Genomic DNA, 25,768 nt, shown 5'->3' with positions numbered 1-25,768 from the left:
AATAGATGACTTAAACATTCCTCAGCAAAAACTTACACAGTGTGCACAATCAAAAGACTTTAAACATGATGAATATTTAACCAATTAGTCATGTAACTCCACGTCCTTTTTCAAGTCTCATTTCAGACAAAAAAGTCCTACTTTCAAGCTTCATTTTAAACTTGAAAATCTAAATTTTCACTTTAAATTTAAACAGCTTAGCACTGGAGTAAAAACTCTATATCAAACTAGAGCATTTATTCTAATTTATTGTTTTTTAACAATAAATGAACTCACCATTCATCTTTTAATGGCCTAAACCAGCGCTTAAATCGATCATTTTTTGATATTATTCATGCGAAATTTATCTTTTTAAAACTCCCAGTCTCCTTAGTGAGACCTCCTTTTTAGAGGAAATATCATGAACGCTGTTAAATATGCTTTGGCTGTCGCTGTAATGGCTCTTTCTGCAACTGTTTCTGCACAAGTTGTTTTTGTTCCAGATTTTCCTGTAAAAAAACCAGCAGACACTCAAACGGCAACGGCAACGGCTGATGCTCCTGCGGCTGCACCACATCAAGAAGCGTAATTTGCGCTGACTTGGTCAAAAATAGGCAATATTGATTGCCTATTTTTTTGCCCAAAATTGCAAAGAACTGACAAAAAATTTCAGCTATGAACCCTCTAGGGCAAAAATATTTAATTCAATCTGTGCTGAAATCGAAATTATCTACATTTTTCACCACCCTTTTCTCGTATCAAGAGCAGAATAATTTTTGCCTATTTATTCTTTTCTAATTATGATCAAACAAGAAGACTGAACTCCAAAACCAATAAATTAAATGCACTCAATAGCACATGCCTATGCAAAATTTACAAGCCCTTATCCAAGGTCGTATTACACCCCAAGCCATTGACCTTGATCAATTGATTGCTTGCGCACAGCAGTATACGCAGCCGACTTCAGCCGAATATAAATTACTTGAACTGGCCATCAATATGGTTTTGGCAAGCTACTTGGAACAAGCACAAAAACAACTTTAGAGTTCAGCGCATGAAAGCAATCGAAAAAGCACTGCTGATCAAAGAACTGCATCAATTGATTGATGGTTTGGAACATCAACCTCTGTCTTTTTTTGAAATTGCGCGCTCGAAAAAACGCATCCGTGAAATTTTTGCACTCTGTGATGAACCCATTTTTCAAAAACAACTCGAAGCGTATAAGGCGCTGACTCAGCCTCAAGCTGCAGCTGAACGCTGGATACAACAAAGTCCCTACCAGCATGCCTATATTGGACTATTTCAATATGAGTCTGCTTTAACCGATGCCTTAAAACAGCAGGCGGCTTTCGCATGGGGTGTTTTATATAAATCAGGTTTAGGTTGGCAAATTGCTTTTCAAAGCACCCCACCTACACTGTATAGCAGCCCATGGCACTTAAAGTTTGAACACGCTTACCAATGGTTTTTGAGCCATGTACAAAGCGCTCAACAGCCCGAGAACGTACCTTTTATTACAACACCAGAAATATCCGAAGAAGTTGCAGAAGTTGCAGAAGTTGCAGAAGTTGCAGAAGTTGCAGAAGTTGCAGAAGTTGCAGAAGTTGCAGAAGTTGCAGAAGTTGCAGAAGTTGCAGAAGTTGCAGAAGTTGCAGAAGTTGCAGAAGTTGCAGAAAATCAGTTTATCATCCCTGTTGCAACAATATTGGATGAAAAAACTGCCATCGGGCAGGCACAGGACAATGTGGTTAGCAATGCTTTTGTTCTCACGGGTATTGAGCTTTTAAACATTGCTATAGGTGATGATACATTGGCTAAACAGCCCCAAGATTCTGAGTCATTGCTCACCGAGGTCAGCCCAGATTCTGGTCTGGCTTTATCTGAGTCTAAAGCAGCGCTTCATTTTAAGATGGAAATACAACCTACATTTGACAGCAGCCCAAATGCAACTCAAATTGAAGAAAAGGAACTCAGCTCTTTTAAACAAAGCACTGTAGAAGAAGTGATCTCTATTACTGCTATTGAGCCAAGCATCAAACGAGATAAGGAACCTAAAAATCAGGTCGATATTGTACAAACAGATTTAGATCTTCAACCCGAAGTGTTACTAAAAAATTATTCGATTCTCAGCAATCTACCTCTTTTAAGTGATGAGCTATATCCACCTCAGGAAGAGCCTATAATCGATGCCGTTGCACCCATTCGATTTGACCTTAAGCCAAGTGCATCTATTTCAACACTTGCCATTCAGGACTTTATCCAAAGGCGATCGATCTTGGCTGAATCACCAGATACAGACATTTCATCTGAATCTCATCAGCAAAATCCCTTTGAATGCGAAGCGACAGCACCATGCCCTGCTATGCAGAATAGCCATACAGACAACTCGGAAACAATGGCACTTGCTGCGCCGCAACCCATACTGCCCACACAGATTCATTTGGGGCAATATCAAGCGCAATTGCACACGTTGCATCAACCAAATTTAGACCCTAAGCTGTATGGCCTCGACATTTCAGGGCACATTGAGATCAATCAAAATATCGAGTTTCTGATCCACAGCGACCAACTCGATCACTGCTTGGACTATCCCATCTATTTGGCAGAACAGACTAATCAGCACGGAAGGTTTATTAGATATCTGGCTCTATTCGGTGCTGAGAGTCCTACGGAAGCCATTCGGCTGAGCCAACAATTTGCCCAGAGTGGTCAGCATCAACTCGCAGCCCTCCGCGAAATTGAATGGAACCAGCTACAGGATCACATGCAGGATCTGTTTTCGATTTTTCAGTTGTATACCCAACAAGCCAAACTGGTATGGCATATTGAGGACTATCACCCCTTTATTCTGGCCGATCTACTCAATAGCCGTAAATTCATCCAGTTTGAAGAAAGCTCCGCAGACGTAAATACCCCCATTTTAGTGTTAAAAGAGCGACAAAAAATTCGAGTGATTCATGGCCAAAAGCGGGTTGAACTCTCACGTACTGAGATCGCCTATCCATGCTTGGTCTTAGACCGACAGCACGGCGTCAGCTGGCAGCTGATTCAAAATACCATTTCTACTTTGCCTGAACCTATTACTGTGTTTCAATTATTTGATTCTATTCAAAAACAACTGAGTAGCGAGTTGTAGAGTTTTGTATTTTCTACTTGTGTTCTTATGTGAAATTTACAACACTAAAACATCGAAGAACAATAAAGTACGAAAGCATGCTAAGAACTCAACATGTGGGATCTATCTCTTTATTTTTCTGCCTAAGTTTAGGTGCATACGTCAACGTGGCTTGGGCGGAAAGCAATACCAACAGCACACAACATTTTGTGCCACCTCACGACGTGGCTGAAATTGACAAAATCGCATCGCCCCCCAAAGGTAATGGACTTTTATACCAAATTCCGCAGTGGATCGACTCACTTCCAACCGTTCTACCTGAAGAATCGAACGAGCTGATTGTGCCCACGACAGACCTCACTGAAGAACGCACGTGGGTCGACCGCCAGCAAAAAGAAGTTCGAAACTGGGCAGACCGAACAGCCGCCAAAATGGATAATTGGTTTGGTGAAACCGATCCTAAAAAACCGGCCACAGCCACCTTACGGGTCTTGGTCGATAACCGTTGGAATAAACATGATGAATACGATGTAAAACCGCGGATTCGGGGTCGGGTTAAGCTTCCAACCCTAGAACATAAACTCAGCGTGGTGTTTGGGGATGACTCTTTAGATAACGAGCTGCAAAACAATGTTGCGATTAGCAATGAAAATCCACCCAGTGTGAATAACGATAAATCATTTGACCGTCGTCAAACGCGTGATGCCAATAGCTCACTGGCCTTAAGATGGTCACAACTGTCAGATCGCCTGCCATTTGAAACAGATTTCGACTTGGGGGTACGTTCAGGGGATGATATCTATGCACGTATCGAGTTATCGAAAGAATGGAAACTCGACAATGATTTCCGCGCTTATGCTGAACAGATTTATCGTTATGGTATCGACAGTGAAAATTATTTACGTACCAACCTAGAGCTGACGCATGCGCGACCCAATCAAGCCTTTTTATCCAATCAGTTCAGTCTGACCTATGCAGACGAACAAGATGATGATCTGCTCTGGGATAACTATAGCTTTAGACAACACCAATTCTTTCATGGCAATCGTTTTAACTACGGCATTTACACTGGCGGTTTCTACAACAACGATGACCTGCGCTTGAACCGTTGGGGGCCTTTTGTCTCGTGGCGTCAACCCTTCTTACGCGAGTGGTTTTATATCCAAGGCGATTTAAATTATTTTAACGATCACCGTGAAGACCGCAGCCATTACGTCAGTGCCTTGGTCCGTTTTGAAGCTTTATTTTAATGGCATGGCGGATATTTAGCCTGAACTGTGGATAAGTTCTCACTTATCCACGGATATCCACATCAGCTTCTTTTCCGCCAATTAAATCGATGCGTTTAACAGATATTAAGGTGCTTGACCCAATGGGTTGACATAAAAAAGCCTATCTTGGCGATAGGCTTTTTTTAAACATTTAATAGCTTATTGAAGCAATAAGCTGTTAATCCGTTTGATATATTCGGCAGGATCATCAGGTAAGCCGCCTTCAGCAATCACCGCTTGGTCAAAAATTACATTGGCCAAGTCATCAAACTGTGCCGAATTTTCTAATTTTCTCACCAATGGATGCTCTGGGTTAATTTCCAAAATTGGCTTGCTTTCAGGTACAGCCTGACCCGCTTGTTGCAGCATACGAATCAATTGTGGTGAAAGCTCTCCCTCACCTGTCACCAAGCATGCAGGTGAATCCACCAAACGTGTGGTCACACGTACTTCTTTGGTCTTGGCTTTCAATGAGTCAGACAGTTTTTCAACCACAGGTTTAAACTGCTCTGCGGCTGCTTCAAGTGCTTTCTTCTCTTCGGCATCTTGTAAATCACCTAAGTCGACTGCACCTTTGGCCACGTTTTGCATTGGTGTGCCATCAAACTCATGTACAAATTCCATTGCCCATTCATCGACACGGTCTGCCATGAGTAAGACTTCAATTCCTTTTTTCTTAAACAGCTCAAGTTGTGGCGAGTTCTTCGCAGCATTGAGACTGTCTGCAGTCACATAGTAAATCGCTTTTTGCCCCTCAGGCATACGCGCTTTATAGTCCTGCAAAGAAGTGCTCACCGCATCATTGTTTGAAGTTGGGAAGCGTAAAAGTTTTAAAATACGCTCACGGTTACCAAAGTCTTCGCCCAAACCTTCTTTCAATACTGAACCAAATTCACGGTAGAAGGTTGTGAACTTCTCTTGATCTTTTTCATCTTCCGATTTAGCTAAAGCATCCAGCATGGTCAATACACGGCGTGCATTCCCTTCACGAATAGTTTTCACATCACGGCTTTCTTGTAACAACTCACGACTAACGTTCAGTGGCAAATCGGCACTATCGACCACCCCTTGGACAAAGCGTAAATAGTTTGGAATCAAGTTATCCGCATCATCCATAATGAAAACACGTTTTACATAGAGCTTAATCCCTGCTTTGGCTTCACGGGTAAAGATATTCGCAGCAGCTTTACTCGGTACATACAACAACTGCGTATATTCGGTACTACCTTCAACGCGGTTATGCGCCCATGCCAGTGGGGCTTCAAAGTCATGGCTGAGATTCTTATAAAACTCGATGTACTGCTCTTCAGTCACTTCATTTTTATTACGTGTCCACAGCGCGCTGGCTGAGTTAATCGCTTCCCACTCACCCGTTTTCACATACTGACCCGGTTTTGGCTCTTCACCTTCAACCGCTTCTTCTTGCTGCCAAACCTCTTTTTGCATCTCAATCGGCAGGCTAATGTGATCCGAGTATTTATTAATAATTTGCTTCACTTTATGCGATTGTAAATAGCCCAACGCATCTTCACGTAAATGTAAAATAATATCGGTACCACGGCTGTCTTTGTGGATCTGCTCGACTTCGAACTCACCCGTGCCCGCACTGACCCAACGTACCGCCTGATCAGCATCCACACCTGCACGGCGTGATTCTACGGTAATTTTGTCAGCCACAATAAAGCCTGAGTAAAAACCGACACCAAACTGACCAATCAGTTGTGCATCTGATTTCTGGTCACCTGTGAGCTTAGACATAAAGTCCTTGGTTCCAGACTTAGCAATCGTCCCTAAGTGATCAATCGCTTCTTGTTCAGTTAAACCAATCCCATTATCTGAAATAGTCAGTGTTTGATTGGCTTCATCAAAGCTGACGCGCACATGTAAGTCTGGGTCATTTTCATAATATTCAGGATGATTAATGCCTTCAAAACGCAGTTTATCGCAGGCATCGGATGCATTTGAGATCAATTCACGTAGGAAAATGTCAGGATTCGAATACAGTGAATGCGTCACTAAATGTAATAGCTGAGCCACTTCAGCTTGGAAACTATGTTTATGTGCGTTTTGCTCGCTCATCAATCGCTCCTTAATGTATTAAGTCTTATAGAGAATGCTTAATGAATTGGAGTGAGCGATACGTTTTTCAATAGCAATCACAAGTTTTTTTGCTTTTTTTTAAAATGGGCCCTGACGGTAAATACGATCTAAATTCAGCTCTAACTGCTGCTGGCGCATTTTATACACATCCATGAGGCAACTTTGTGAAGCACCACAACGGTCACGGAGACTCAACCATTTCACTTGCTCATCCTGAATCATGCCACGCGTCCCCATCGGAACAAGGCGTTTTAAAATGGTATAAGTGGTGGCCATTTTCACATCGGCGTCATTGATTTGCCGGTGCTCACAGATCGCGTGCTCCGTCGTCGTTTTTGCTTTATCACAATTAAAACTGGCTGCTTGAGCATGTATGCTCCAAGCCAAAGCACAAACTAAACCGATCCCGAGCATAGATTTCATTTTTATAACTCTCTTATTCTGTTTCTATCCATTCTATAGATGATTTTCTTTTAATACTGAATCATCGTGATTTATTTCAACGTTGACCACTATTCAACTTTAGTCTTTGCATAAAAAAACCCCATCATCGATGAGGTTCTTAAAAAGCTACTTTTGATTATTAAAATTTGTAGCTATAACCGAGGGTATAAATCACTGGATCGATATCTAATTTGAAGTTTTCAACCACAGTTTCAACTTTTGGGTTTAAGTCCGCATAACGAACATCAACAAACACACCCCAGTTTTTTGCATCAGCAGGTTGGTAATTAAAACCAAGTTGAGCAGCATAGCCGTAGTCATCTTTGACTTTAACTTTAGTTCCTGAGAGTACACCTGAAGTTTCTTCATCCCAAGCAATAAATGCTGTTGCACCGACACCAATATAAGGCGTGAAACCTGTTGAATTTTTAAAGTTGTATTTTGCAGTCACTGTTGGCGGCAAATGCTTCAGTTTTACAGCATTGCTACCATTTACTGTCACGTCATGGCTAATTGGTGTCGCCAATAGCAGCTCTGCAGAAATATTGTCATTAAAGAAATATTCAACCGATGGCGTAAACGCGAGTTCGCTATCTGCTTCAACCGTTAATGTACCATTCGCAATTTTCGTGTCCTGCGTTGGCGCAATTGCAGATCCACCGACTTTGACTTGCCATTGACCTGCCATTGCAGCAGATGCAGAAAGACCCATTAATGTAATTAGAGCAATTTGCTTCAACATTTCAAACAACCTCTGTTTGTAAAATAATTAATATAAAAATTAACATTAACTCATCATAAACAAGAGTGTAATTAATATGCAATTATAATAATAATGTATTTTAAATACCATTTTTAAGTTATTGTTTTTAGTTAATTTAAATATTAAATATACCATTTTAGTTGGTTTTAAATTAATAACGAAAAATCAAAATAAATATATTTTAATTCCAACCTTTTTAATCCGAATTAACATTATAAACCCGATTATTTTAATCTGAATAAATAATAAAAAAGGCGATTTAAAATCGCCTTTTTATAATAATTGGAGGGTAAATTACAACACCATGGCCGCAATCCAACCAAAAATCATGAGTGGAATATTAAAGTGAATAAAAGTCGGGATCACACTGTCTTTCATGTGATCATGCTGACCATCCATATTCAAACCCGAAGTCGGTCCCAAAGTGGAGTCAGAAGCCGGAGAACCCGCATCACCGAGTGCCGCAGCCGTACCAATAATCGCAATGGTTGCCGCTGGACTGAAACCAAACTGGATACACAAAGGCACATAAATAATTGCTAAAATTGGAATGGTAGAGAACGAAGAACCGATTCCTAAAGTAATCAGTAAGCCAATCAATAGCATCCAAAATGCAGCGAGTCCTTGGCTAGAACCAATCCACTGCACTGATGCTTCTACCAATGCTGGCACTTGATTGGTCGCAGAAATAACAGATGCAAAACCTTGTGCTGCAATCATAATGAAACCAACTAATGCCATCATTCGCATACCGCTAATAATCACATCATCTGCTTCTTTCCATTTAAAAATGCCTGCACAGCTCAAAATCGCAACACCAACCAAACCAGCTAAAATCATGGAGTCTGATGCAATTTGCACCCAAAGCGTAGCAACTACCGCAATGAGAGCCATAGATAACGTAAACTTTGAAATTTCGGGCTTAGACTTCTCACCCGTGATATCAAGTTCAGAAGAAATACTTTGCTGCACTGGTTCCACATGTACTTCTTCGTATACACGTTTCTTACGGTAACTAAAGAATACAGCAACCAATAAACCGACAAACATGCCAAAAACAGGAATGGCCATTGCTGAAGGGATATCGGCATAATTGATTTTAAAGCCGTAGGGTTGCCCGAAAGTATTAATATTTTGACCTAAGATGTCATTCAGGAAAATCGCACCAAATCCAAATGGTACCAACATATAAGTGGCAACCAAACCAAAGGTTAGAACACAAGCAATTAGTCGACGATCTAACTGAAGATGGTTAAACACACTTAATAAAGGAGGAATCAGGACTGGAATAAACGCAATATGTACAGGAATGACGTTTTGTGAACAAATGGCTGCTAACGCGACGGTTATAAAAATCAGATATTTAACCCGATTTTGTGCCTTTTCATTGCTCGAACCTTTCAATGTTTTAATAAGCTTATAGGCCAATAAGTCAGGTAAACCTGAGCGTGCCAAAGCCAAAGCAAATGCACCTAAGACCCCGTAAGCCAACGCAATTTTTGCGCCGCCCCCAAGTCCATTGTTAAATGCTTCGAGGGTACCGTGTAGCCCTAAACCAGCCAATAAACCGCCTGTGACAGCACCAATAATTAATGCAAATACTACAGGCACACGAGCTAATGAAAGTCCAAACATGACCCCAATAGCGGCAAGAATTGCGAACATAGTGAAAAGAGTGACTTGGAAGAAAGGCGCATTTTATCAGAAAATAACCAAAAAATTCTGCCCTTACAGGTCGCTAGCGCCTTTCTCTTTCACAGATCATTTCAGCTGGCTTCAACACAACGCCAGTTTTGAACAAACCTTTTGATTTCTTTAGCAATTACCTCAGGCTGGCTCAAGATTGCCCAGTGGTTGGCATTTACATTCACCCGTTGAAAATCCTCGACCCACTTCGGCATTTCATCGATTAACGCTGGACTCACAAACTGATCTTGCTCCAACACAATTGCTAGTACGGGACAAATTGCAAAGCGTTCCCGAGGTTTCGTCAGACGTGGGATAAAGTTCGCGCGGTAGAGCGCAACCCCGTGCTTACCATCGGCAGCAATGTGATGATTCAGCGGTAAGTCTGAACGTCCTTCTAAACGCGATAAAACTTTGCCCCAATGCTTAGGACTAAAAAACTGCCATACGGTCGGTGCTAAAAAAGGCAACTGAAAGGCAGCAATATACCAAGACTTCGTTAACTGCTTAAAAAATTGAGGCTTATGTTGTGCGAACTGTTCACGTATCCAAAATGCAGCATGGTCTAAGCATGGGCCTGAAATGGTGGTAAATGACAGCATACGCTCTCTAAATTTTGGCTCAGTCGCGGACTCCCATGACTGAATCGAACCCCAGTCATGCGCAACTAAATGAAAGCTACGCTGTGGGATCACACTATTCACTACACTTTCCAAATCTAGCGATAGCTGAGGCAAGGCATAGGCTCTTATATGACGCGGTATACTCGACATACCTGCACCGCGAACGTCATAGGTCACAATATAATAATCTTGCACCAGATGCCCAATCACAGGCTCCCAGACCTCTTGATTATCTGGATAGCCATGCACCAAGACCAGCACAGGATTGTTCGCATTGCCCCATGTTTTCACATAAAGTCTTTGCTGATCTGTAGTTTGTACCCAGTAACTTTGCTGCTCCATATTCAGCTCCTTATTGTTATTGACTGTTTTTTATACTTTACTGGCAAAACGATCAATGCCAATTGATTTGATCTTCTCTAGTATGGATAGAAGTTCATCAGATACCATTGACCGAAATGAGCATTTTAAAAAAACTTGTGACACAGCCAATTGTCGCGAAATACTTTCTCAATCATTTTGCCCCCTTTAAAGGTGCAGGGATTCAAATTGAAAAGTTTGACCTTAAACACTACCATATTCGCGTCAAAATGCCCCTCACTCGACAAAACCGAAACATTGTCGGCGTACATTTTGGCGGGAGCTTATATGCGATGGTCGACCCGTTTTACATGACCCTGCTGATGCACCACCTAGGCAACAAGTATATTGTTTGGGACAAAGCAGCCTCTATCCAATTTCTCAGCCCAGGGCGCAGTACAGTCTATGCAGACTTTCACCTTGATGCCCAAGAAATCGCGACCGTGAAACAACTGGCCGACAACTATGCCCCCGTACATCGTATGTATACCTTAAATATTTATGATGAAGCTGGCATTCGAATTGCAGAAGTGGAAAAAACTTTATATATCCGTCGTAAAAAACCTAAACCCGCACAGCTATAAAAAAAGCACTTCCATGAAGTGCTTTTTTTTGAAAATTTGAACTTAAAACATTATTTACGTTCTTCAATAGCCGCACCTGCACCGCCACCGATAGCACCACCAATGGCAGCACCAGTGTTACCACCAAACACACTTTTACCCACTGCTGAACCAATCGCGCCGCCAACACCACTATAGGTTGCATTACGGTTTGAGCCACCTTGAGCTTTACTGCCCACGGCCGCACCAGCACCACCACCAATGGCTGCGCCTACACCGCCACCGAGGCTATTCCCCGCAGCACCACCCACAGCACCGCCTAAAGCCGCTGTCCCAATACGTTGCTCTGAAGCACTCATATTCTCACAACCTGCCAACAACATCGTCGAAAGAGATGCCACTGCAATAATGCTCATATACTTTTTCATGAGATTTGTCCTTATTGGCTATTTCTTACAGCATAAAAGATCAGTATGAACTTAAAACCCGTGAAATGTTACGGTTACAGGTGCTATTGCTGAAAATTTGTAAGCAAGAAGCCCTCCTTAGAGGGCCTCATCCGCATTCAACTCAAGCTTATTCAGGCTCTTTCACCACTACCACATCTTTGGTGGTGGTACCATTTTCTTGGAGCACCGCACGCGTCACACTTTCTTTACTGTTCGGATCTTTCACTTGATCCAGTTTCAGCTCCTTACGTACAGGTTCCTGTCCTTTCTTAAACTCAACTCCGTGTGCATCGACTTGCGTACCTTCTGCAAGAACTACACCACCTTGACTCAAGGTCGATTTCACTTCAACTTTAGATGTCGGGACAATTACACTACCCTTTTGCACCATTGGTGCAGACATTTTTTTATCTGAAAATTGGCTGGCATTTTCTTCGAGAACCACTTCACGCGCCACGATATCTTTACCACCATTTTTCACTTCAAAAATAGTCGCTTCGGTCGTTCGCACAGGCTCTTGACCCGCGACACTGCGAATAATCTGTGTTTTGACAATCGGTACAACCGCCTTATCCTCCACGGTGATGGTATTCGGCATCGGTGCTGCCATCGTTTGGCTCACAAATGCGAAGATGCTTAAGCCCAATAGTTTTGATGTCAATTTCATGTGTAACCACCTCTATTTTTTAATCGTTAATGAAGTAAGGAGATTTGTGTACTTATATTTTTACTATAGGAAAAATGTGAAATTTATAAAAGCTTAAAACCGCTTCTGTAACAAAAGGACAAAAAAAAGCCACCCGAAGGTGGCTTTTTCATGCATTTAAAGGGCTAATTACAGACCGTTAAACTCATCGCTAAATGCTTGGCTTAATGCTTGATCCACATCAGAGAAGTCATTTACAAGCTCATGCTCTGCAGCTTCAGCTTCTTGACGACGACGCTCTAAATGATACGCAAGACCAGTACCTGCAGGAATCAAACGACCTACAACTACGTTCTCTTTCAAGCCACGTAAATCATCTTCTTTACCTGTTACAGCCGCTTCAGTCAACACACGAGTGGTTTCCTGGAACGATGCAGCAGAGATGAACGAGTCAGTAGAAAGCGACGCTTTGGTAATACCCATCAATTGACGTTCAAACTTCGCTGGGAACTTGTTTTGCGCAAGAACAGCTTGGTTCTCTTGCATCACGCGGATGTAATCCACTTGCTCGCCTTTGATGAAGCTTGTATCACCGCCATCAGTGATATCAACTTTACGCAACATTTGACGTACGATCACTTCAATGTGCTTGTCGTTGATTTTTACACCTTGCAGACGGTATACGTCTTGAACTTCGTTCACGATGTAGTTGGTCAGCGCAACTTCGCCTTTCAAGCGTAAGATGTCATGTGGGTTCTGTGGACCGTCAGAAACAGTCTCACCACGGTTCACATGTTCGCCTTCGAACACGTTCATGGTACGCCATTTTGGAATCAGTTCTTCGTAAATCTCAGAACCATCATCTGGAGTAATTACTAAACGGTTCTTACCTTTAGTCTCTTTACCAAAGCTCACAACACCTGAAATTTCAGCAAGAATTGCATGCTCTTTCGGTTTACGTGCTTCGAACAAGTCAGCTACACGCGGTAGACCACCGGTAATGTCACGCGTACGTGAAGTTTCCTGAGGTACACGACCAATAACGTCACCCACACCAATTGTTTCACCATCACGGACAGAAAGAATCGTGTTTTGTGGTAGGAAGTAGAACTGCTCACCACCATCCGTCGTATCAAGAACAACCGCAGGACGTAAATCTTTACCAGACGCAGGACGTGCAGTCACAGGTAAGATTTCAATCGTCGTCATACCTGTTGCATCATCAGTTTTCGAGGTAACAGTGACGCCATCAGCGATTTGGCTGAAACGTACTTTACCTGCAACTTCTGTTACAAGTGGGTGGGTGTGCGGATCCCAAGTCGCCACGATACCGCCAGCTTCTACAGCTTCGCCATCTTTCAACAAGATAGACGCACCATATGGCAGTTTATAACGCTCACGCTCACGACCTAAATCATCCGCAATACCGATTTCGCCTGAACGAGAAGTCGATACCAAGTGACCTTTGGCATGTTGTACTGTTTTCACATTGTGGAAACGTACAGTACCTTTGTTACGTACTTGTACGCTGTTTGCAGCAGAAGTTCGGCTTGCAGCACCACCTACGTGGAAGGTACGCATTGTTAACTGTGTACCTGGCTCACCAATCGATTGTGCAGCCATAACACCCACAGACTCACCAGGGTTCACCTGATGACCACGTGCAAGGTCACGACCATAACATTTCGCACATACACCGAATGTAGATTCACACGCAACCACTGAACGTACTTTAACTTCATCGACACCTTGCTCTTCTAGGAAGTTTGCAAGTTTCTCATCAATCAAAGTGTTACGAGGCAGGATAACGTCGTCAGAACCTGCTTTCTTCACATCTTCAGCAACAACACGGCCAAGTACTCGAGTACCTAAGTTCTCGATCACGTCACCGCCTTGAATGAACGGAGTCATTACAAGACCGCCCAAAGTACCACAGTCAGGCTCAGTAATTACCAAGTCTTGCGCTACGTCTACAAGACGACGTGTCAAGTAACCAGAGTTTGCTGTTTTCAGTGCTGTATCGGCCAAACCTTTACGTGCACCGTGTGTTGAAATGAAGTACTGAAGTACTGTCAAACCTTCACGGAAGTTCGCTTTAATTGGGGTTTCAATGATCGAACCATCTGGTTTCGCCATCAAACCACGCATACCCGCTAACTGACGAATCTGAGCTGCCGAACCACGGGCACCTGAGTCAGACATCATATAGATCGAGTTGAATGATTTTTGCTTCTCATCTTCACCCTGTTTGTTTTTAACAGTGGTAAAAGACAAGTTGTCCATCATCGCTTTCGCTACTTGGTCATTGGTACGTGCCCAAATATCGACAACTTTGTTGTAACGTTCGCCAGCAGTTACGAAACCTTGTTCGAACTGTTGCTCAATTTCACGAACTTCAACTTCTGCTTTTTCAATAATTGAGTACTTCGCAGGTGGAATCACCATGTCTTCCATACCTACCGATACGCCTGAACGTGTCGCTTGACGGAAACCTAAGTACATCAATTGGTCAGCAAAGATCACGGTATCTTTAAGACCTAATTTACGGTAGCAAGAGTTAATCAATTTAGAGATGTTTTTCTTGGTCATCTCAACGTTGATTTGTTGGAAATCCATACCTTCTGGCACAACTTCCCAAAGTAAGCAGCGACCTGGTGTTGTATCCACAACAATGGTTTGCTGTTCACGGTTACCATTTTCATCAATCACAGTCTGGTGTACACGTGCTTTTACGCGAGCGTGTAAATTTACCTGACCTGTTGCAAGTGCACGGTTAACTTCGTGAGTATCTGCAAACACCATGCCTTCACCTTTGGCATTGATCGCATCACGAGTGATGTAGTACAAGCCTAAGACAACGTCCTGAGACGGTACGATGATTGGTTCACCGTTCGCTGGAGACAAGATGTTGTTGGTCGACATCATTAACGCACGCGCTTCTAACTGCGCTTCAAGTGTTAATGGTACGTGTACCGCCATTTGGTCACCGTCGAAGTCGGCGTTAAACGCAGCACAAACGAGTGGGTGAAGACGGATCGCTTTACCTTCAATCAGGATCGGTTCAAATGCTTGAAGACCCAAACGGTGAAGTGTAGGCGCACGGTTCAACATCACTGGGTGTTGACGAATCACGTGAGCAAGAACGTCCCAAACTTCTGGCGTTTCGCGCTCAACCATTTTCTTCGCAGCTTTAATGGTTGTTGCTTGGCCAGATGCTTGTAGTTTCGCGAAAATGAATGGCTTGAATAATTCAAGTGCCATTTTCTTCGGAAGACCACATTGGTGCAAACGTAAAGTAGGACCTACAGTAATTACCGAACGACCTGAATAGTCAACACGCTTACCAAGTAAGTTTTGACGGAAACGACCTTGTTTACCTTTGATCATGTCAGCCAAAGATTTCAATGGACGCTTGTTCGAACCCGTGATTGCACGACCACGACGACCGTTGTCTAACAATGCATCTACAGACTCTTGTAACATACGTTTTTCGTTACGTACGATAATGTCTGGTGCTGCAAGGTCAAGAAGACGCTTCAAACGGTTGTTACGGTTGATCACACGACGGTAAAGGTCGTTCAAATCAGAAGTCGCGAAACGACCACCTTCAAGTGGTACTAACGGACGAAGATCTGGTGGAAGTACTGGAAGTACATTCATCACCATCCATTCTGGCTTGTTGTTTGACTCTTTAAACGCTTCCATCAACTTCAAACGCTTAGACGCTTTTTTAAGCTTCGTCTCAGACGTTGTGTTTGGAATTTCTTCACGTAAACGTGAAATTTCGTTTTCAAGATCGATGTCTTTTAACAAGTCTTGAACAGCTTCTGCACCCATTTTCGCAGTGAATTCATCACCGTGTTCTTCTAAAGCGTTGAAGTATTCTTCATCGTTTAAAAGTTGGTATTTCTCAAATGGAGTCATACCTGGGTCAGTTACTACGTAAGATTCGAAATACAATACACGTTCGATATCACGTAAAGTCATGTCTAATAATAGACCGATACGGCTCGGAAGTGATTTTAAGAACCAAATATGTGCAACTGGAGACGCTAGCTCGATGTGACCCATACGCTCACGACGAACTTTCGCAGTTGTTACTTCAACGCCACATTTTTCACAAATGACGCCTTTGTATTTCATACGCTTGTATTTACCACACAAGCATTCGTAATCTTTAACTGGACCAAAAATTTTGGCACAGAATAAACCATCACGTTCTGGTTTGAACGTACGATAGTTAATGGTTTCAGGCTTTTTAACTTCACCATGAGACCATGACTTAATCATTTCTGGTGACGCAAGACCAATACGGATGCGATCAAACTCAACTGGAGCATGACCGTCTGAATCCGTCTTTTTGCGCATGATATCGAGCAAGTCTTTCAATTTTTTTCTCCGTGTGTTGTGGAGACTTTCACTACACAACTGGGTCACAAATATTGTTTCTTAACTGATTAATCCCCCTACTCCCCCTTGTAAGGGGGAAAGTCCCTCTTTCTCAAAGAGGGATTTAGGGAGATTTAATGGAACTAATTAGTCACCATTTTTCAGTTCAATGTTGATACCTAAAGAACGGATCTCTTTGGTCAATACGTTGAACGATTCAGGCATACCTGGGTCCATATAATGGTTACCATCTACAATGTTCTTATAGATACGGGTACGACCTTCAACGTCATCCGACTTAACAGTAAGCATTTCTTGAAGCGTGTAAGCTGCGCCATATGCTTCAAGCGCCCAGACTTCCATCTCACCGAAACGCTGACCACCGAATTGTGCTTTACCACCAAGCGGCTGTTGAGTTACTAATGAGTAAGAACCAGTAGAACGCGCGTGCATCTTGTCGTCTACCAAGTGGTTCAGTTTCAACATGTACATGTAACCTACAGTTACAGGACGGTCAAACTGCTCACCTGTACGACCATCATACAATACTGTTTGACCAGTACGTGAAATGTTCGCAAGCTCTAACAAGTCTTTAATTTGTGATTCTTCAGCACCATCGAATACCGGTGTTGCAAGTGGAACACCCGCACGTAAGTTACCCGAAAGCACCAAAATTTCATCATCAGTTAAGCTATCAAGATCTTCTTGCTCGCCACCAACTTTGTTATAAATCTTGTCTAAGAATCCACGAAGCTCAAGTACAGTACGTTGTGCTTTTAACATCTTGTCGATTTCTTCGCCAAGACCTTTCGCCGCCATACCTAAGTGAGTCTCTAGAATCTGACCCACGTTCATACGTGACGGTACACCCAGTGGGTTCAATACGATGTCGACAGGAACACCATTAGCATCGTGCGGCATGTCTTCAACAGGTAAGATGTTAGAAACAACACCCTTGTTACCGTGACGACCCGCCATCTTATCACCCGGTTGGATGCGACGTTTAACAGCCAAGTAAACCTTAACAACTTTCAATACACCTGTTGTTAATTCATCACCTGTAGAAAGTTTGCGTTTTTTCTCTGCAAATTTCTCATCAATTTCAAAGCTCTTCTCTTTCAAGAACACTTGAATTTGAGTTAAACGCTCTGCAATAGCTTCATCTGTTGGTTGGATTTCAAGTAAATCAACCAACTCTAAACCAGACAATACCTCTGCAGAAAGCTTATCGCCACGCTTTGTTGTACCACCACCGTTAGACTCTTGACCTGTCAACAAACGAACAATACGTTCACGTGCTGCTTCTTCGAAGATTTTGTATTCTTCTTTCAAGTCTTTACGGTATGAATCAAGCTGAGCTTTTTCAATTGCTTGCGCACGTTCGTCTTTTTCAAGACCATCGCGTGTAAACACTTGAACGTCAATGACTGTACCTTTCGTGCCTGATGGAACACGTAAAGATGAATCTTTTACGTCAGCTGCTTTTTCACCGAAAATTGCACGAAGCAATTTTTCTTCTGGTGTTAACTGCGTTTCACCTTTAGGCGTTACTTTACCTACAAGAATATCGCCCGCAGTCACTTCAGCACCGATATATACGATACCTGATTCATCAAGCTTAGACAGTGCAGCTTCACCCACATTCGGGATATCCGCTGTGATCTCTTCCGCACCCAATTTAGTATCACGTGCAACACACGACAATTCTTGAATGTGAATCGAGGTTAAACGGTCTTCTTGAAGTACGCGCTCTGAAAGTAAGATCGAGTCTTCATAGTTGTAACCATTCCACGTCATGAACGCAACGCGCATGTTTTGACCGAGTGCAAGCTCACCGCCATCTGTTGATGGACCGTCAGCCAATACATCACCACGACCGACTTTATCACCAAGTTTCACAAGAACTTTTTGGTTAATACAAGTGTTTTGGTTCGAACGTGTATATTTGATCAGGTTATAGATATCTACACCTGCCTCACCTGCAACCATTTCGTCTTCGTTGACACGAATCACGACACGTGAAGCATCGACAAACTCGATACGACCACCACGACCCGCAATCACACACACACCAGAGTCATGCGCTACATTTGCTTCCATGCCTGTACCTACAAGCGGTTTGTCAGCAATCAATGTAGGCACAGCTTGACGCTGCATGTTTGAACCCATCAATGCACGGTTGGCGTCATCGTGTTCAAGGAATGGAATCAGTGATGCAGCAACAGAAACAACCTGCTGTGCAGAAACGTCCATATGCGTCACTTTTTCAGGCGGCATACGTACGAAATCACCTTGGTGACGTACAGAAACAAATTCTTCTGTTAAGTTACCGTCTTTATCTACGCCAGAATCGGCCTGTGCAATCACAGTACCTACTTCTTCAATTGCAGATAAATACTCAACTTCATCCGTTACACGACCATCCACAACTTTACGGTATGGTGTTTCTAAGAAACCAAAATTGTTACATTTCGCATAAACAGAAAGCGAGTTGATCAAACCAATGTTTGGACCTTCCGGCGTTTCAATTGGACATACACGACCGTAGTGAGTTTGGTGTACGTCACGTACTTCAAAGCCCGCACGTTCACGTGTCAAACCACCAGGACCAAGCGCTGATACACGACGTTTGTGCGTAATCTCAGACAATGGGTTGTTTTGGTCCATGAACTGAGATAACTGGCTTGAACCAAAGAATTCTTTGATTGCAGCAGCCACTGGTTTCGCATTGATCAAATCTTGCGGAGACAAGTTATCTGTTTCAGCTTGGCTTAAACGTTCTTTAACAGCACGTTCTACACGAACTAAACCAACACGGAATTGGTTTTCAGTCATTTCACCTACTGAACGCACGCGACGGTTACCCAAGTGGTCGATATCGTCGACTTCACCTTTACCGTTACGGATTTCAACCAATGTTTTGAGTACATCAGTGATATCTTCGTTCGACAAAATGCCTTCAACTTCACGAGACTTCTGATCCGTACCCACTTCGTAAGGACGACCCAAACGACGGTTGAACTTCATACGACCCACTGGAGAGAGGTCATAACGTTCAGAAGAGAAGAACAAGTTGTTGAATAAGTTTTCAGCCGCTTCTTTCGTTGGTGGCTCGCCTGGACGCATTACTTTGTAGATTTCTACCAATGCTTCTTCACGACCTGTCGTGGTGTCTGCACGTAAAGTATCTGCAACGAATGAACCACGGTCGATGTCATTGGTGAATAGAATGTTAAATTGTTTAACACCACCTTCAGCCAATTTCACCATCACTTCATGGCTTAACAAGGTATTTGCTGCAATCACATCACCATCTTTAAGTGGGATGTCTTCTGCAGTAATACGCTCGTACAAGTACTCATCAGGCACAGAAAGTTTTTCTAGGCCAGCAGCTTCCATTTGACGCACATGACGCGCGTTGATACGCTTGCCTTGCTCAACAATGGTTTTGCCATCATTATCTACGATGTCAAATTGTGCCATTTCGCCACGTAAGCGTTCTGGAACAAGGTCAATCTGGTAGCTACCCATGTCTAGGTATACAGGCACTTTTTCATAGAACAAGTCTAAGATTTGCGCATTGTTATAACCCAAAGCACGAAGAACCACAGTCGCAAGTAATTTACGACGACGGTCAATACGCACAAATACAAGGTCTTTTGCGTCAAATTCAAAGTCTAACCATGAACCACGGTAAGGAATAATACGCGCAGAATAAAGCACTTTACCACTAGAGTGGGTTTTGCCTTTATCGTGGTCAAAGAATACGCCCGGTGAACGGTGTAATTGAGATACGATTACACGCTCAGTACCATTAATAACGAATGTACCGTTATCGGTCATGAGTGGCATTTCACCCATGTACACTTCTTGCTCGCGCACGTCTTTAATTGATTTAGTTTCGCGATCTTTTAAGATCAAACGAATTTTTACGCGCATTGGTGCTGCATAAGTTGAGCCACGAAGAATACATTCGCGTACATCAAACTCAGGCTTACCAAGACTATACTCAACAAATTCTAAAGCAGCATTGCCAGAATAACTTTCTATAGGAAAAACTGAACGAAACGCGGCTTGCAGACCGATATCTTCGCGGTTTTTTGGTGATTTGCCATCTTGTAAAAATGTTCTGTACGAGTCGACTTGAATCGCGAGCAAGTACGGAGCATCCATAACACTAGGCAATTTACCAAAATTCTTACGGATCCGTTTCTTTTCGGTATATGAGTATGCCATCTGGAGTCCTCGGAAAGTAAACCGAGCCCGCCTGCAGAACGGGCTCAGAAGGAATTACGCAGGCCGATATGGCCACCACTTTTTACAAATGCTGCAATTTTCAGTGGTATTGAAACGCTTACCAATATTTTTAAATTTGAAAAATATTGGTAAGCGTTTGATTCTTTTCTTTATTTTAATTTGATGGATTTTCCACCAAGCAAACAAAAATCGAGCCGATTATTGTAACGCAAAAAGGCTGATGACCCAAGAGCCATCAGCCAATTTTTGGGGTGAAATTAATATTCCCCCCCCTGGTAACATTACTTAATAGTAATAGTAGCACCAGTTTCTTCAAGTTTTTTCTTAAGTTCTTCAGCTTCTTCTTTAGAAACTGCTTCTTTAAGAACTGAAGGAGCGCCTTCAACCATGTCTTTAGCTTCTTTCAAGCCAAGACCAGTGATTTCACGAACTGCTTTAATCACAGCTACTTTGTTCGCGCCGAAAGAAGTCAACTCAACGTTGAATTCTGATTGCTCTTCAGCAGCAGCAGCAGCAGGACCTGCAGCTACAGCTACAGCAGCAGCAGATACGTTGAATTTTTCTTCGAAAGCAGAAATAAGTTCAACAAGTTCAAGAACAGTTTTTTCAGCAACTGCGTTTAAGATTTCTTCGTTTGTTAAAGCCATGAGAGTAACTCCAAATGGGTATTGAATGATGTGTGTTTAAGTTTGAGCTTATGCAGCTTCTGACTCGTTTTTCTCTTGAAGCGCTGTAAGTAAGCGACCCAATTTCGAAATAGGAGCTTGAAGAACATTTGCAAGCATAGTAAGCGCTTTCTCTTGGTTTGGAAGATTCGCGATAACGCTAACTTCTGCGCCTTGATAAAGTTTGCCTTCAAATGCAGCAGCTTTAAGTTCAAATGCTTTGTTAGTTTTCGCAAATTCTTCGAATAAGCGTGCCGCAGCACCCATATCATCTGCAGAAGTTGAGAAAGCTAAAATTGTTGGGCCAACAAGGTTGTCGTTCAAGATATTGAATGGAGTATCTTGAAGAGCGCGTTTAGCCAAAGTATTACGTACAACACGTGTAGCAACACCTAACTTACGAGCTTCAACACGAAGAGCAGTTAATTGCTCAACAGTTAAACCTTGGTAGTCAGCAACAACAGCAGCAAACGCAGTAGAAGCAACTTCAGTTACTTCAGCAACGATCTGTTTTTTGCCTTCGATAAGAAGAGCCATTGTAAAACCTCCTAACGGTGATTTATGTACTTACGCGAAGTACACTCCCAATTCGCAAGTTCATCACTGAACTTACACGCGGAGGATGAACAAATCACACCACCGCGTCTACTCAGGCTGGGAAATTAAGAAAGTAATCAAAATTACTCTCGCCTGAGGTCTTTGACGCTGATAAATCTACATTTACCAATTCAAAGTTTGCCTAAGTTTGCAAGTAGTCCGAAACCGGTTTCTCTTGCGTAATATTTGAAGCAGTGCTTCAAATATTACTCAGGGCTTTAAAATTCTGTCTAAGTTAAACTTAGTTAGAAACGTTGTTTACATCAACAACAAGACCTGGACCCATAGTTGAGCTCAAAGTGATCTTTTTGATGTATACACCTTTAGATGTCGCAGGCTTTAACTTTTTCAAGTCTGCAATCAAAGTTTCAACGTTTTGACGAACAGCTTCAGCAGAGAAATCTACTTGACCGATCGCAGCGTGGATAATACCCGCTTTGTCTACACGGTAACGTGCTTGACCAGCTTTTGCATTTTTAACTGCACCAGCTACGTCAGGAGTTACAGTACCCACTTTAGGGTTTGGCATTAAGCCACGTGGACCAAGAATCGTACCCAACTTACCCACAACGCGCATTGCATCAGGAGCAGCAATCACTACATCAAAGTCAAGGTTACCCGCTTGGATGCTTTCAGCAAGGTCATCAAAACCAACCACGTCCGCGCCTTCAGCTTTAGCAGCTTCAGCAGCAGCGCCTTGAGCAAACACAGCTACACGTACAGTTTTACCAGTACCTGCAGGAAGTGTAGTCGCGCCACGAACAACTTGGTCAGATTTACGAGGGTCAACACCTAGGTTTACCGCAACATCCAAAGATTCTTTGAATTTCGCAGCAGGAAGACCAGCAAGAACAGCTACGGCTTCTTCTAAAGTGTAAACTTTGTTTGCTTCAATAGCAGCAGCAATGGCTTTTTGACGTTTAGTTAACTTTGCCATGTCTTATAGCTCCACTTCCAAGCCCATAGAACGTGCAGAACCAGCGATGGTACGAACACGTGCGTCTAAATCAGCACCAGTTAAATCTGGTTCTTTAGTAGTCGCGATTTCTTCCAATTGAGCACGAGTCAACTTACCAACTTTAGTTTTGTTAGGTACAGCAGAACCCTTTTGGATACCAGCAGCTTTCTTAAGAAGAATAGATGCAGGAGGAGTTTTCATGATGAATGTGAACGACTTGTCGTTGTACACAGTGATCACGACTGGAATTGGTAAACCAACTTCAAGTTTTTGTGTCGCAGCATTGAATTCTTTACAGAATGCCATGATGTTAACACCACGTTGACCCAATGCAGGACCAATCGGTGGAGATGGATTCGCTTTACCAGCTGGAACTTGCAGCTTGATATAGCCGTCAATCTTCTTAGCCATTTCAAATTACCTCTGGGTACAAACGCCGATGAAGGCTCCCCAATTTCTAAGTAACGATACCGTTACAACAACAATGCCTGACTTATCAATAAGCCAGGCGTTTTTCAACCACATCCAATTAAACTGATTTTTCGACTTGGCGAAATTCCAGCTCAACCTGAGTTGGTCGATTAAATACATTAATGGTCAACGTTAAACGTGACTTTTCGTATAGAACTTCTTCCACCACACCTTTAAAGTCTGTGAATGGACCGTCAATTACGAGTAATTCTTCGCCTGGTTCAAACATCGTCTTCGGACGTGGTGCTTCACCAGTATTGCGTACACGAGCAAGAATCGCATCTGCTTCACGTTGGGTAATTGGCGCCGGTTTCTCAGCCGTACCACCAATAAAACCTAAAACTTTTGGACATTCTTTAACAATGTGCCAAGTTTCATCATTCATTTCCATTTCGACCAATACATAGCCTGGAAAGAACTTACGTTCAGATTTACGTTTCTTACCATCCTTCATTTCCACTACTTCTTCAGTAGGAACAAGGACTTCACCAAAGCTATCGGCTACAGCGCTACGCTGGATTCGATCATTAAGTGAACGCATCACTTGTTTTTCATAACCTGAATAGGCATGAATAATGTACCAACGTTTCATAGCTCTCTTACCCGATAATAAACTTCATTAACCAGCCCAAAATGTAGTCAAAACACCATAATAAAATGGATGCAACAACTACAACCGCAAGCACCTGCCAAGATGTGGTCATGGTCTCTTGCTTAGTTGGCCAAGTCACTCGACGCAGCTCAATTCGTGAGTCTTTCAACAAACGAGCAAAGCCTTTGCCTTGATGGGTGGCGTATAATAAACCGAATGCCACGATGATACAAGCCAAAATTACCCCAACGCGCACCCAGATATCGTTGGCTGGTGCCCAATACGCTGGTAGGTGTTGATTCACCATGGTCGCACCAATTAATAAAATCAATGCGATAATCCATAAGACGACGTCTAGGGGAGAACCAGATTTAACTACTTCAGCAGAATTATTTCTTTGAGGGATTGCCGCGTCGCTTTGTGCGTCGCGTAATTTTTCATTCGACATTTTTGTACTCGTCGTAGGTTTCGCGACTTATTATATGACCAGTTTTGCCGACATCAAGCGTCTTTTATAAAAAAGTTGGCAGGCCAGGAGGGACTCGAACCCCCAACATTCGGTTTTGGAGACCGACGCTCTACCAATTGAACTACTGACCTGCAAAACAAATTGGAGTCGAAACCCCAATTTGTAATTTTATTTTATAATTATGCAGTTACTTTAGCAACTACACCAGCACCAACTGTACGGCCACCTTCACGGATCGCAAAACGTAGACCTGGGTCCATTGCGATTGGGTGGATTAATTCTACTGACATTTCTACGTTGTCACCAGGCATAACCATTTCAACGCCATCTTGCAATTTGATCGCGCCAGTTACGTCAGTTGTACGGAAGTAGAACTGTGGACGGTAACCGTTAAGGAATGGAGTGTGACGACCACCTTCTTCTTTAGAAAGTACGTATACTTCTGCATCGAATTTAGTGTGCGGCTTGATTGCACCTGGTTTAGCAAGTACTTGACCACGTTGTACGTCTTCACGTTTAGTACCACGTAGAAGAACACCACAGTTCTCGCCCGCACGACCTTCGTCTAGAAGTTTACGGAACATTTCTACGCCAGTTACAGTTGTTTTAACTGTATCTTTGATACCAACGATTTCAACTTCTTCGCCTACTTTCACAATACCAGTTTCTACACGGCCAGTTACTACTGTACCACGACCAGAAATAGAGAATACGTCTTCGATTGGCATTAAGAATGCTTGGTCGATTGCACGTACTGGCTCTGGAATGTAAGTATCAAGTGCGTCAACAAGCGCAACAACTGCTTCTTCGCCATACTGACCAGCGTCACCGTTAAGTGCAAGAAGAGCTGAACCACGGATAACTGGAGTGTCATCACCTGGGAAGTCATAAGTAGAAAGAAGTTCACGAACTTCCATTTCTACTAATTCAAGAAGTTCTTCATCATCAACAAGGTCACACTTGTTAAGGAATACAAGAATGTAAGGTACACCAACCTGACGAGAAAGAAGGATGTGTTCACGAGTCTGTGGCATTGGACCATCAGTCGCTGCACATACAAGGATCGCGCCGTCCATCTGAGCAGCACCAGTAATCATGTTTTTAACATAATCGGCGTGGCCCGGGCAGTCTACGTGTGCGTAGTGACGAGTTGGAGAATCGTATTCTACGTGTGAAGTATTAATTGTAATACCACGTGCTTTTTCTTCTGGTGCAGAGTCAATTGCAGCGTAGTCTTTCGCTTCGCCACCGAATTTCTTCGCACATACAGTTGCAATTGCAGCTGTTAAAGTTGTTTTACCATGGTCAACGTGACCGATTGTGCCCACGTTAACGTGTGGCTTATTACGTTCAAACTTAGCCTTAGCCATG

General features: G+C 42.8%; 21 protein-coding genes and 1 tRNA gene. 5 read left to right on the top strand and 17 right to left on the bottom strand.

What is annotated here, in order from left to right:
• Positions 1 to 400 precede the first annotated feature (400 nt).
• From PTT44_RS08605 to PTT44_RS08590, 4 genes are all read left to right on the top strand, one after another.
• Positions 401 to 568, top strand: a complete 168-nt coding sequence (locus PTT44_RS08605; RefSeq protein WP_168159379.1) for a hypothetical protein — start codon at positions 401 to 403, stop codon at positions 566 to 568.
• A gap of 275 nt (positions 569 to 843) precedes the next feature.
• On the top strand, positions 844 to 1,023 hold the full coding sequence (locus PTT44_RS08600) for a hypothetical protein (protein WP_168159380.1): 180 nt from the start codon (positions 844 to 846) through the stop codon (positions 1,021 to 1,023).
• Positions 1,024 to 1,033: 10 nt separating this feature from the next.
• The gene (locus tag PTT44_RS08595) at positions 1,034 to 3,115 is read left to right on the top strand and encodes a hypothetical protein (protein ID WP_273795615.1); all 2,082 of its coding nucleotides are present in this window, start codon (positions 1,034 to 1,036) and stop codon (positions 3,113 to 3,115) included.
• Between the two features lie 77 nt (positions 3,116 to 3,192).
• On the top strand, positions 3,193 to 4,344 hold the full coding sequence (locus tag PTT44_RS08590; RefSeq protein WP_168159382.1) for a hypothetical protein: 1,152 nt from the start codon (positions 3,193 to 3,195) through the stop codon (positions 4,342 to 4,344).
• Between the two features lie 180 nt (positions 4,345 to 4,524).
• On the opposite strand, the gene htpG is transcribed toward PTT44_RS08590, so the two are convergent.
• From htpG to PTT44_RS08565, 5 genes are all read right to left on the bottom strand, one after another.
• Positions 4,525 to 6,444 carry a molecular chaperone HtpG gene (gene htpG / locus PTT44_RS08585; RefSeq protein ID WP_168159383.1) on the bottom strand — a complete coding sequence of 640 codons (1,920 nt, stop codon included), beginning with the start codon at positions 6,442 to 6,444 and terminating at the stop codon, positions 4,525 to 4,527.
• 99 nt (positions 6,445 to 6,543) lie between these two features.
• On the bottom strand, positions 6,544 to 6,888 hold the full coding sequence (locus PTT44_RS08580; protein ID WP_168159384.1) for a lysozyme inhibitor LprI family protein: 345 nt from the start codon (positions 6,886 to 6,888) through the stop codon (positions 6,544 to 6,546).
• A gap of 160 nt (positions 6,889 to 7,048) precedes the next feature.
• A complete protein-coding gene (locus PTT44_RS08575) occupies positions 7,049 to 7,651 on the bottom strand; it encodes an OmpW/AlkL family protein (RefSeq protein WP_004978667.1) in 603 nt (200 codons plus the stop codon).
• A 315-nt stretch (positions 7,652 to 7,966) separates the two neighbouring features.
• Positions 7,967 to 9,337, bottom strand: coding sequence for a Na+/H+ antiporter family protein (locus PTT44_RS08570; protein WP_004978663.1), 1,371 nt, complete (start codon positions 9,335 to 9,337; stop codon positions 7,967 to 7,969).
• A 101-nt stretch (positions 9,338 to 9,438) separates the two neighbouring features.
• Positions 9,439 to 10,323 (bottom strand): alpha/beta fold hydrolase, encoded by an 885-nt coding sequence (locus PTT44_RS08565; RefSeq protein WP_168159385.1) that lies wholly within the window; start codon positions 10,321 to 10,323, stop codon positions 9,439 to 9,441.
• Between the two features lie 116 nt (positions 10,324 to 10,439).
• Between PTT44_RS08565 and PTT44_RS08560 the strand changes: the two genes are divergently transcribed.
• Positions 10,440 to 10,925 carry a DUF4442 domain-containing protein gene (locus PTT44_RS08560; protein WP_273795614.1) on the top strand — a complete coding sequence of 162 codons (486 nt, stop codon included), beginning with the start codon at positions 10,440 to 10,442 and terminating at the stop codon, positions 10,923 to 10,925.
• Between the two features lie 50 nt (positions 10,926 to 10,975).
• On the opposite strand, the gene PTT44_RS08555 is transcribed toward PTT44_RS08560, so the two are convergent.
• The 12 genes from PTT44_RS08555 to tuf all read right to left on the bottom strand — a co-directional run bounded on the left by PTT44_RS08555 (position 10,976) and on the right by tuf (position 25,767).
• Complete coding sequence (locus PTT44_RS08555) at positions 10,976 to 11,332, bottom strand: DNA transfer protein p32 (RefSeq protein WP_168159387.1); 357 nt, start codon at positions 11,330 to 11,332, stop codon at positions 10,976 to 10,978.
• A gap of 148 nt (positions 11,333 to 11,480) precedes the next feature.
• The gene (locus PTT44_RS08550) at positions 11,481 to 12,020 is read right to left on the bottom strand and encodes a hypothetical protein (protein WP_168159388.1); all 540 of its coding nucleotides are present in this window, start codon (positions 12,018 to 12,020) and stop codon (positions 11,481 to 11,483) included.
• A 168-nt stretch (positions 12,021 to 12,188) separates the two neighbouring features.
• A complete protein-coding gene (gene rpoC, locus PTT44_RS08545) occupies positions 12,189 to 16,388 on the bottom strand; it encodes a DNA-directed RNA polymerase subunit beta' (RefSeq protein ID WP_010325734.1) in 4,200 nt (1,399 codons plus the stop codon).
• Between the two features lie 147 nt (positions 16,389 to 16,535).
• Positions 16,536 to 20,624 (bottom strand): DNA-directed RNA polymerase subunit beta, encoded by a 4,089-nt coding sequence (rpoB, locus tag PTT44_RS08540; protein WP_168159389.1) that lies wholly within the window; start codon positions 20,622 to 20,624, stop codon positions 16,536 to 16,538.
• Positions 20,625 to 20,926: 302 nt separating this feature from the next.
• Positions 20,927 to 21,292 (bottom strand): 50S ribosomal protein L7/L12, encoded by a 366-nt coding sequence (gene rplL / locus PTT44_RS08535; RefSeq protein WP_004692767.1) that lies wholly within the window; start codon positions 21,290 to 21,292, stop codon positions 20,927 to 20,929.
• Between the two features lie 48 nt (positions 21,293 to 21,340).
• Positions 21,341 to 21,847, bottom strand: coding sequence for a 50S ribosomal protein L10 (gene rplJ / locus PTT44_RS08530; protein WP_010325732.1), 507 nt, complete (start codon positions 21,845 to 21,847; stop codon positions 21,341 to 21,343).
• 301 nt (positions 21,848 to 22,148) lie between these two features.
• Complete coding sequence (gene rplA / locus PTT44_RS08525; protein ID WP_010325731.1) at positions 22,149 to 22,844, bottom strand: 50S ribosomal protein L1; 696 nt, start codon at positions 22,842 to 22,844, stop codon at positions 22,149 to 22,151.
• Positions 22,845 to 22,847: 3 nt separating this feature from the next.
• A complete protein-coding gene (gene rplK, locus PTT44_RS08520; RefSeq protein ID WP_004668262.1) occupies positions 22,848 to 23,276 on the bottom strand; it encodes a 50S ribosomal protein L11 in 429 nt (142 codons plus the stop codon).
• A gap of 118 nt (positions 23,277 to 23,394) precedes the next feature.
• A complete protein-coding gene (nusG, locus tag PTT44_RS08515) occupies positions 23,395 to 23,928 on the bottom strand; it encodes a transcription termination/antitermination protein NusG (RefSeq protein ID WP_004692772.1) in 534 nt (177 codons plus the stop codon).
• 7 nt (positions 23,929 to 23,935) lie between these two features.
• Positions 23,936 to 24,376, bottom strand: a complete 441-nt coding sequence (gene secE / locus PTT44_RS08510; protein ID WP_004692774.1) for a preprotein translocase subunit SecE — start codon at positions 24,374 to 24,376, stop codon at positions 23,936 to 23,938.
• Between the two features lie 76 nt (positions 24,377 to 24,452).
• Positions 24,453 to 24,528, bottom strand: a tRNA-Trp gene (locus PTT44_RS08505).
• Between the two features lie 48 nt (positions 24,529 to 24,576).
• A complete protein-coding gene (gene tuf / locus PTT44_RS08500) occupies positions 24,577 to 25,767 on the bottom strand; it encodes an elongation factor Tu (RefSeq protein ID WP_010325730.1) in 1,191 nt (396 codons plus the stop codon).
• Position 25,768: the final 1 nt, after the last annotated feature.

It is taken from the genome of Acinetobacter sp. Gutcm_16, from assembly GCF_028649355.1.
In the GTDB taxonomy this organism is placed as follows: domain Bacteria; phylum Pseudomonadota; class Gammaproteobacteria; order Pseudomonadales; family Moraxellaceae; genus Acinetobacter; species Acinetobacter johnsonii.
This window is presented reverse-complemented; position numbering and strand designations above follow the sequence as displayed.

Bases quoted from the DNA above. Each gene is read 5' to 3' on its own strand.
- PTT44_RS08575 (WP_004978667.1), bottom strand. From the start codon at position 7,651: ATGTTGAAGCAAATTGCTCTAATTACATTAATGGGTCTTTCTGCATCT.
- secE (WP_004692774.1), bottom strand. From the start codon at position 24,376: ATGTCGAATGAAAAATTACGCGACGCACAAAGCGACGCGGCAATCCCT.
- PTT44_RS08590 (WP_168159382.1), top strand. From the start codon at position 3,193: ATGCTAAGAACTCAACATGTGGGATCTATCTCTTTATTTTTCTGCCTA.
- rplL (WP_004692767.1), bottom strand. From the start codon at position 21,292: ATGGCTTTAACAAACGAAGAAATCTTAAACGCAGTTGCTGAAAAAACT.
- PTT44_RS08555 (WP_168159387.1), bottom strand. From the start codon at position 11,332: ATGAAAAAGTATATGAGCATTATTGCAGTGGCATCTCTTTCGACGATG.
- rpoB (WP_168159389.1), bottom strand. From the start codon at position 20,624: ATGGCATACTCATATACCGAAAAGAAACGGATCCGTAAGAATTTTGGT.
- nusG (WP_004692772.1), bottom strand. From the start codon at position 23,928: ATGAAACGTTGGTACATTATTCATGCCTATTCAGGTTATGAAAAACAA.
- PTT44_RS08605 (WP_168159379.1), top strand. From the start codon at position 401: ATGAACGCTGTTAAATATGCTTTGGCTGTCGCTGTAATGGCTCTTTCT.
- tuf (WP_010325730.1), bottom strand. From the start codon at position 25,767: ATGGCTAAGGCTAAGTTTGAACGTAATAAGCCACACGTTAACGTGGGC.
- rplA (WP_010325731.1), bottom strand. From the start codon at position 22,844: ATGGCAAAGTTAACTAAACGTCAAAAAGCCATTGCTGCTGCTATTGAA.
- rplJ (WP_010325732.1), bottom strand. From the start codon at position 21,847: ATGGCTCTTCTTATCGAAGGCAAAAAACAGATCGTTGCTGAAGTAACT.
- PTT44_RS08580 (WP_168159384.1), bottom strand. From the start codon at position 6,888: ATGAAATCTATGCTCGGGATCGGTTTAGTTTGTGCTTTGGCTTGGAGC.
- PTT44_RS08550 (WP_168159388.1), bottom strand. From the start codon at position 12,020: ATGAAATTGACATCAAAACTATTGGGCTTAAGCATCTTCGCATTTGTG.
- rplK (WP_004668262.1), bottom strand. From the start codon at position 23,276: ATGGCTAAGAAGATTGACGGCTATATCAAGCTGCAAGTTCCAGCTGGT.
- PTT44_RS08570 (WP_004978663.1), bottom strand. From the start codon at position 9,337: ATGTTCGCAATTCTTGCCGCTATTGGGGTCATGTTTGGACTTTCATTA.
- PTT44_RS08600 (WP_168159380.1), top strand. From the start codon at position 844: ATGCAAAATTTACAAGCCCTTATCCAAGGTCGTATTACACCCCAAGCC.
- PTT44_RS08565 (WP_168159385.1), bottom strand. From the start codon at position 10,323: ATGGAGCAGCAAAGTTACTGGGTACAAACTACAGATCAGCAAAGACTT.
- PTT44_RS08595 (WP_273795615.1), top strand. From the start codon at position 1,034: ATGAAAGCAATCGAAAAAGCACTGCTGATCAAAGAACTGCATCAATTG.
- htpG (WP_168159383.1), bottom strand. From the start codon at position 6,444: ATGAGCGAGCAAAACGCACATAAACATAGTTTCCAAGCTGAAGTGGCT.
- PTT44_RS08560 (WP_273795614.1), top strand. From the start codon at position 10,440: ATGAGCATTTTAAAAAAACTTGTGACACAGCCAATTGTCGCGAAATAC.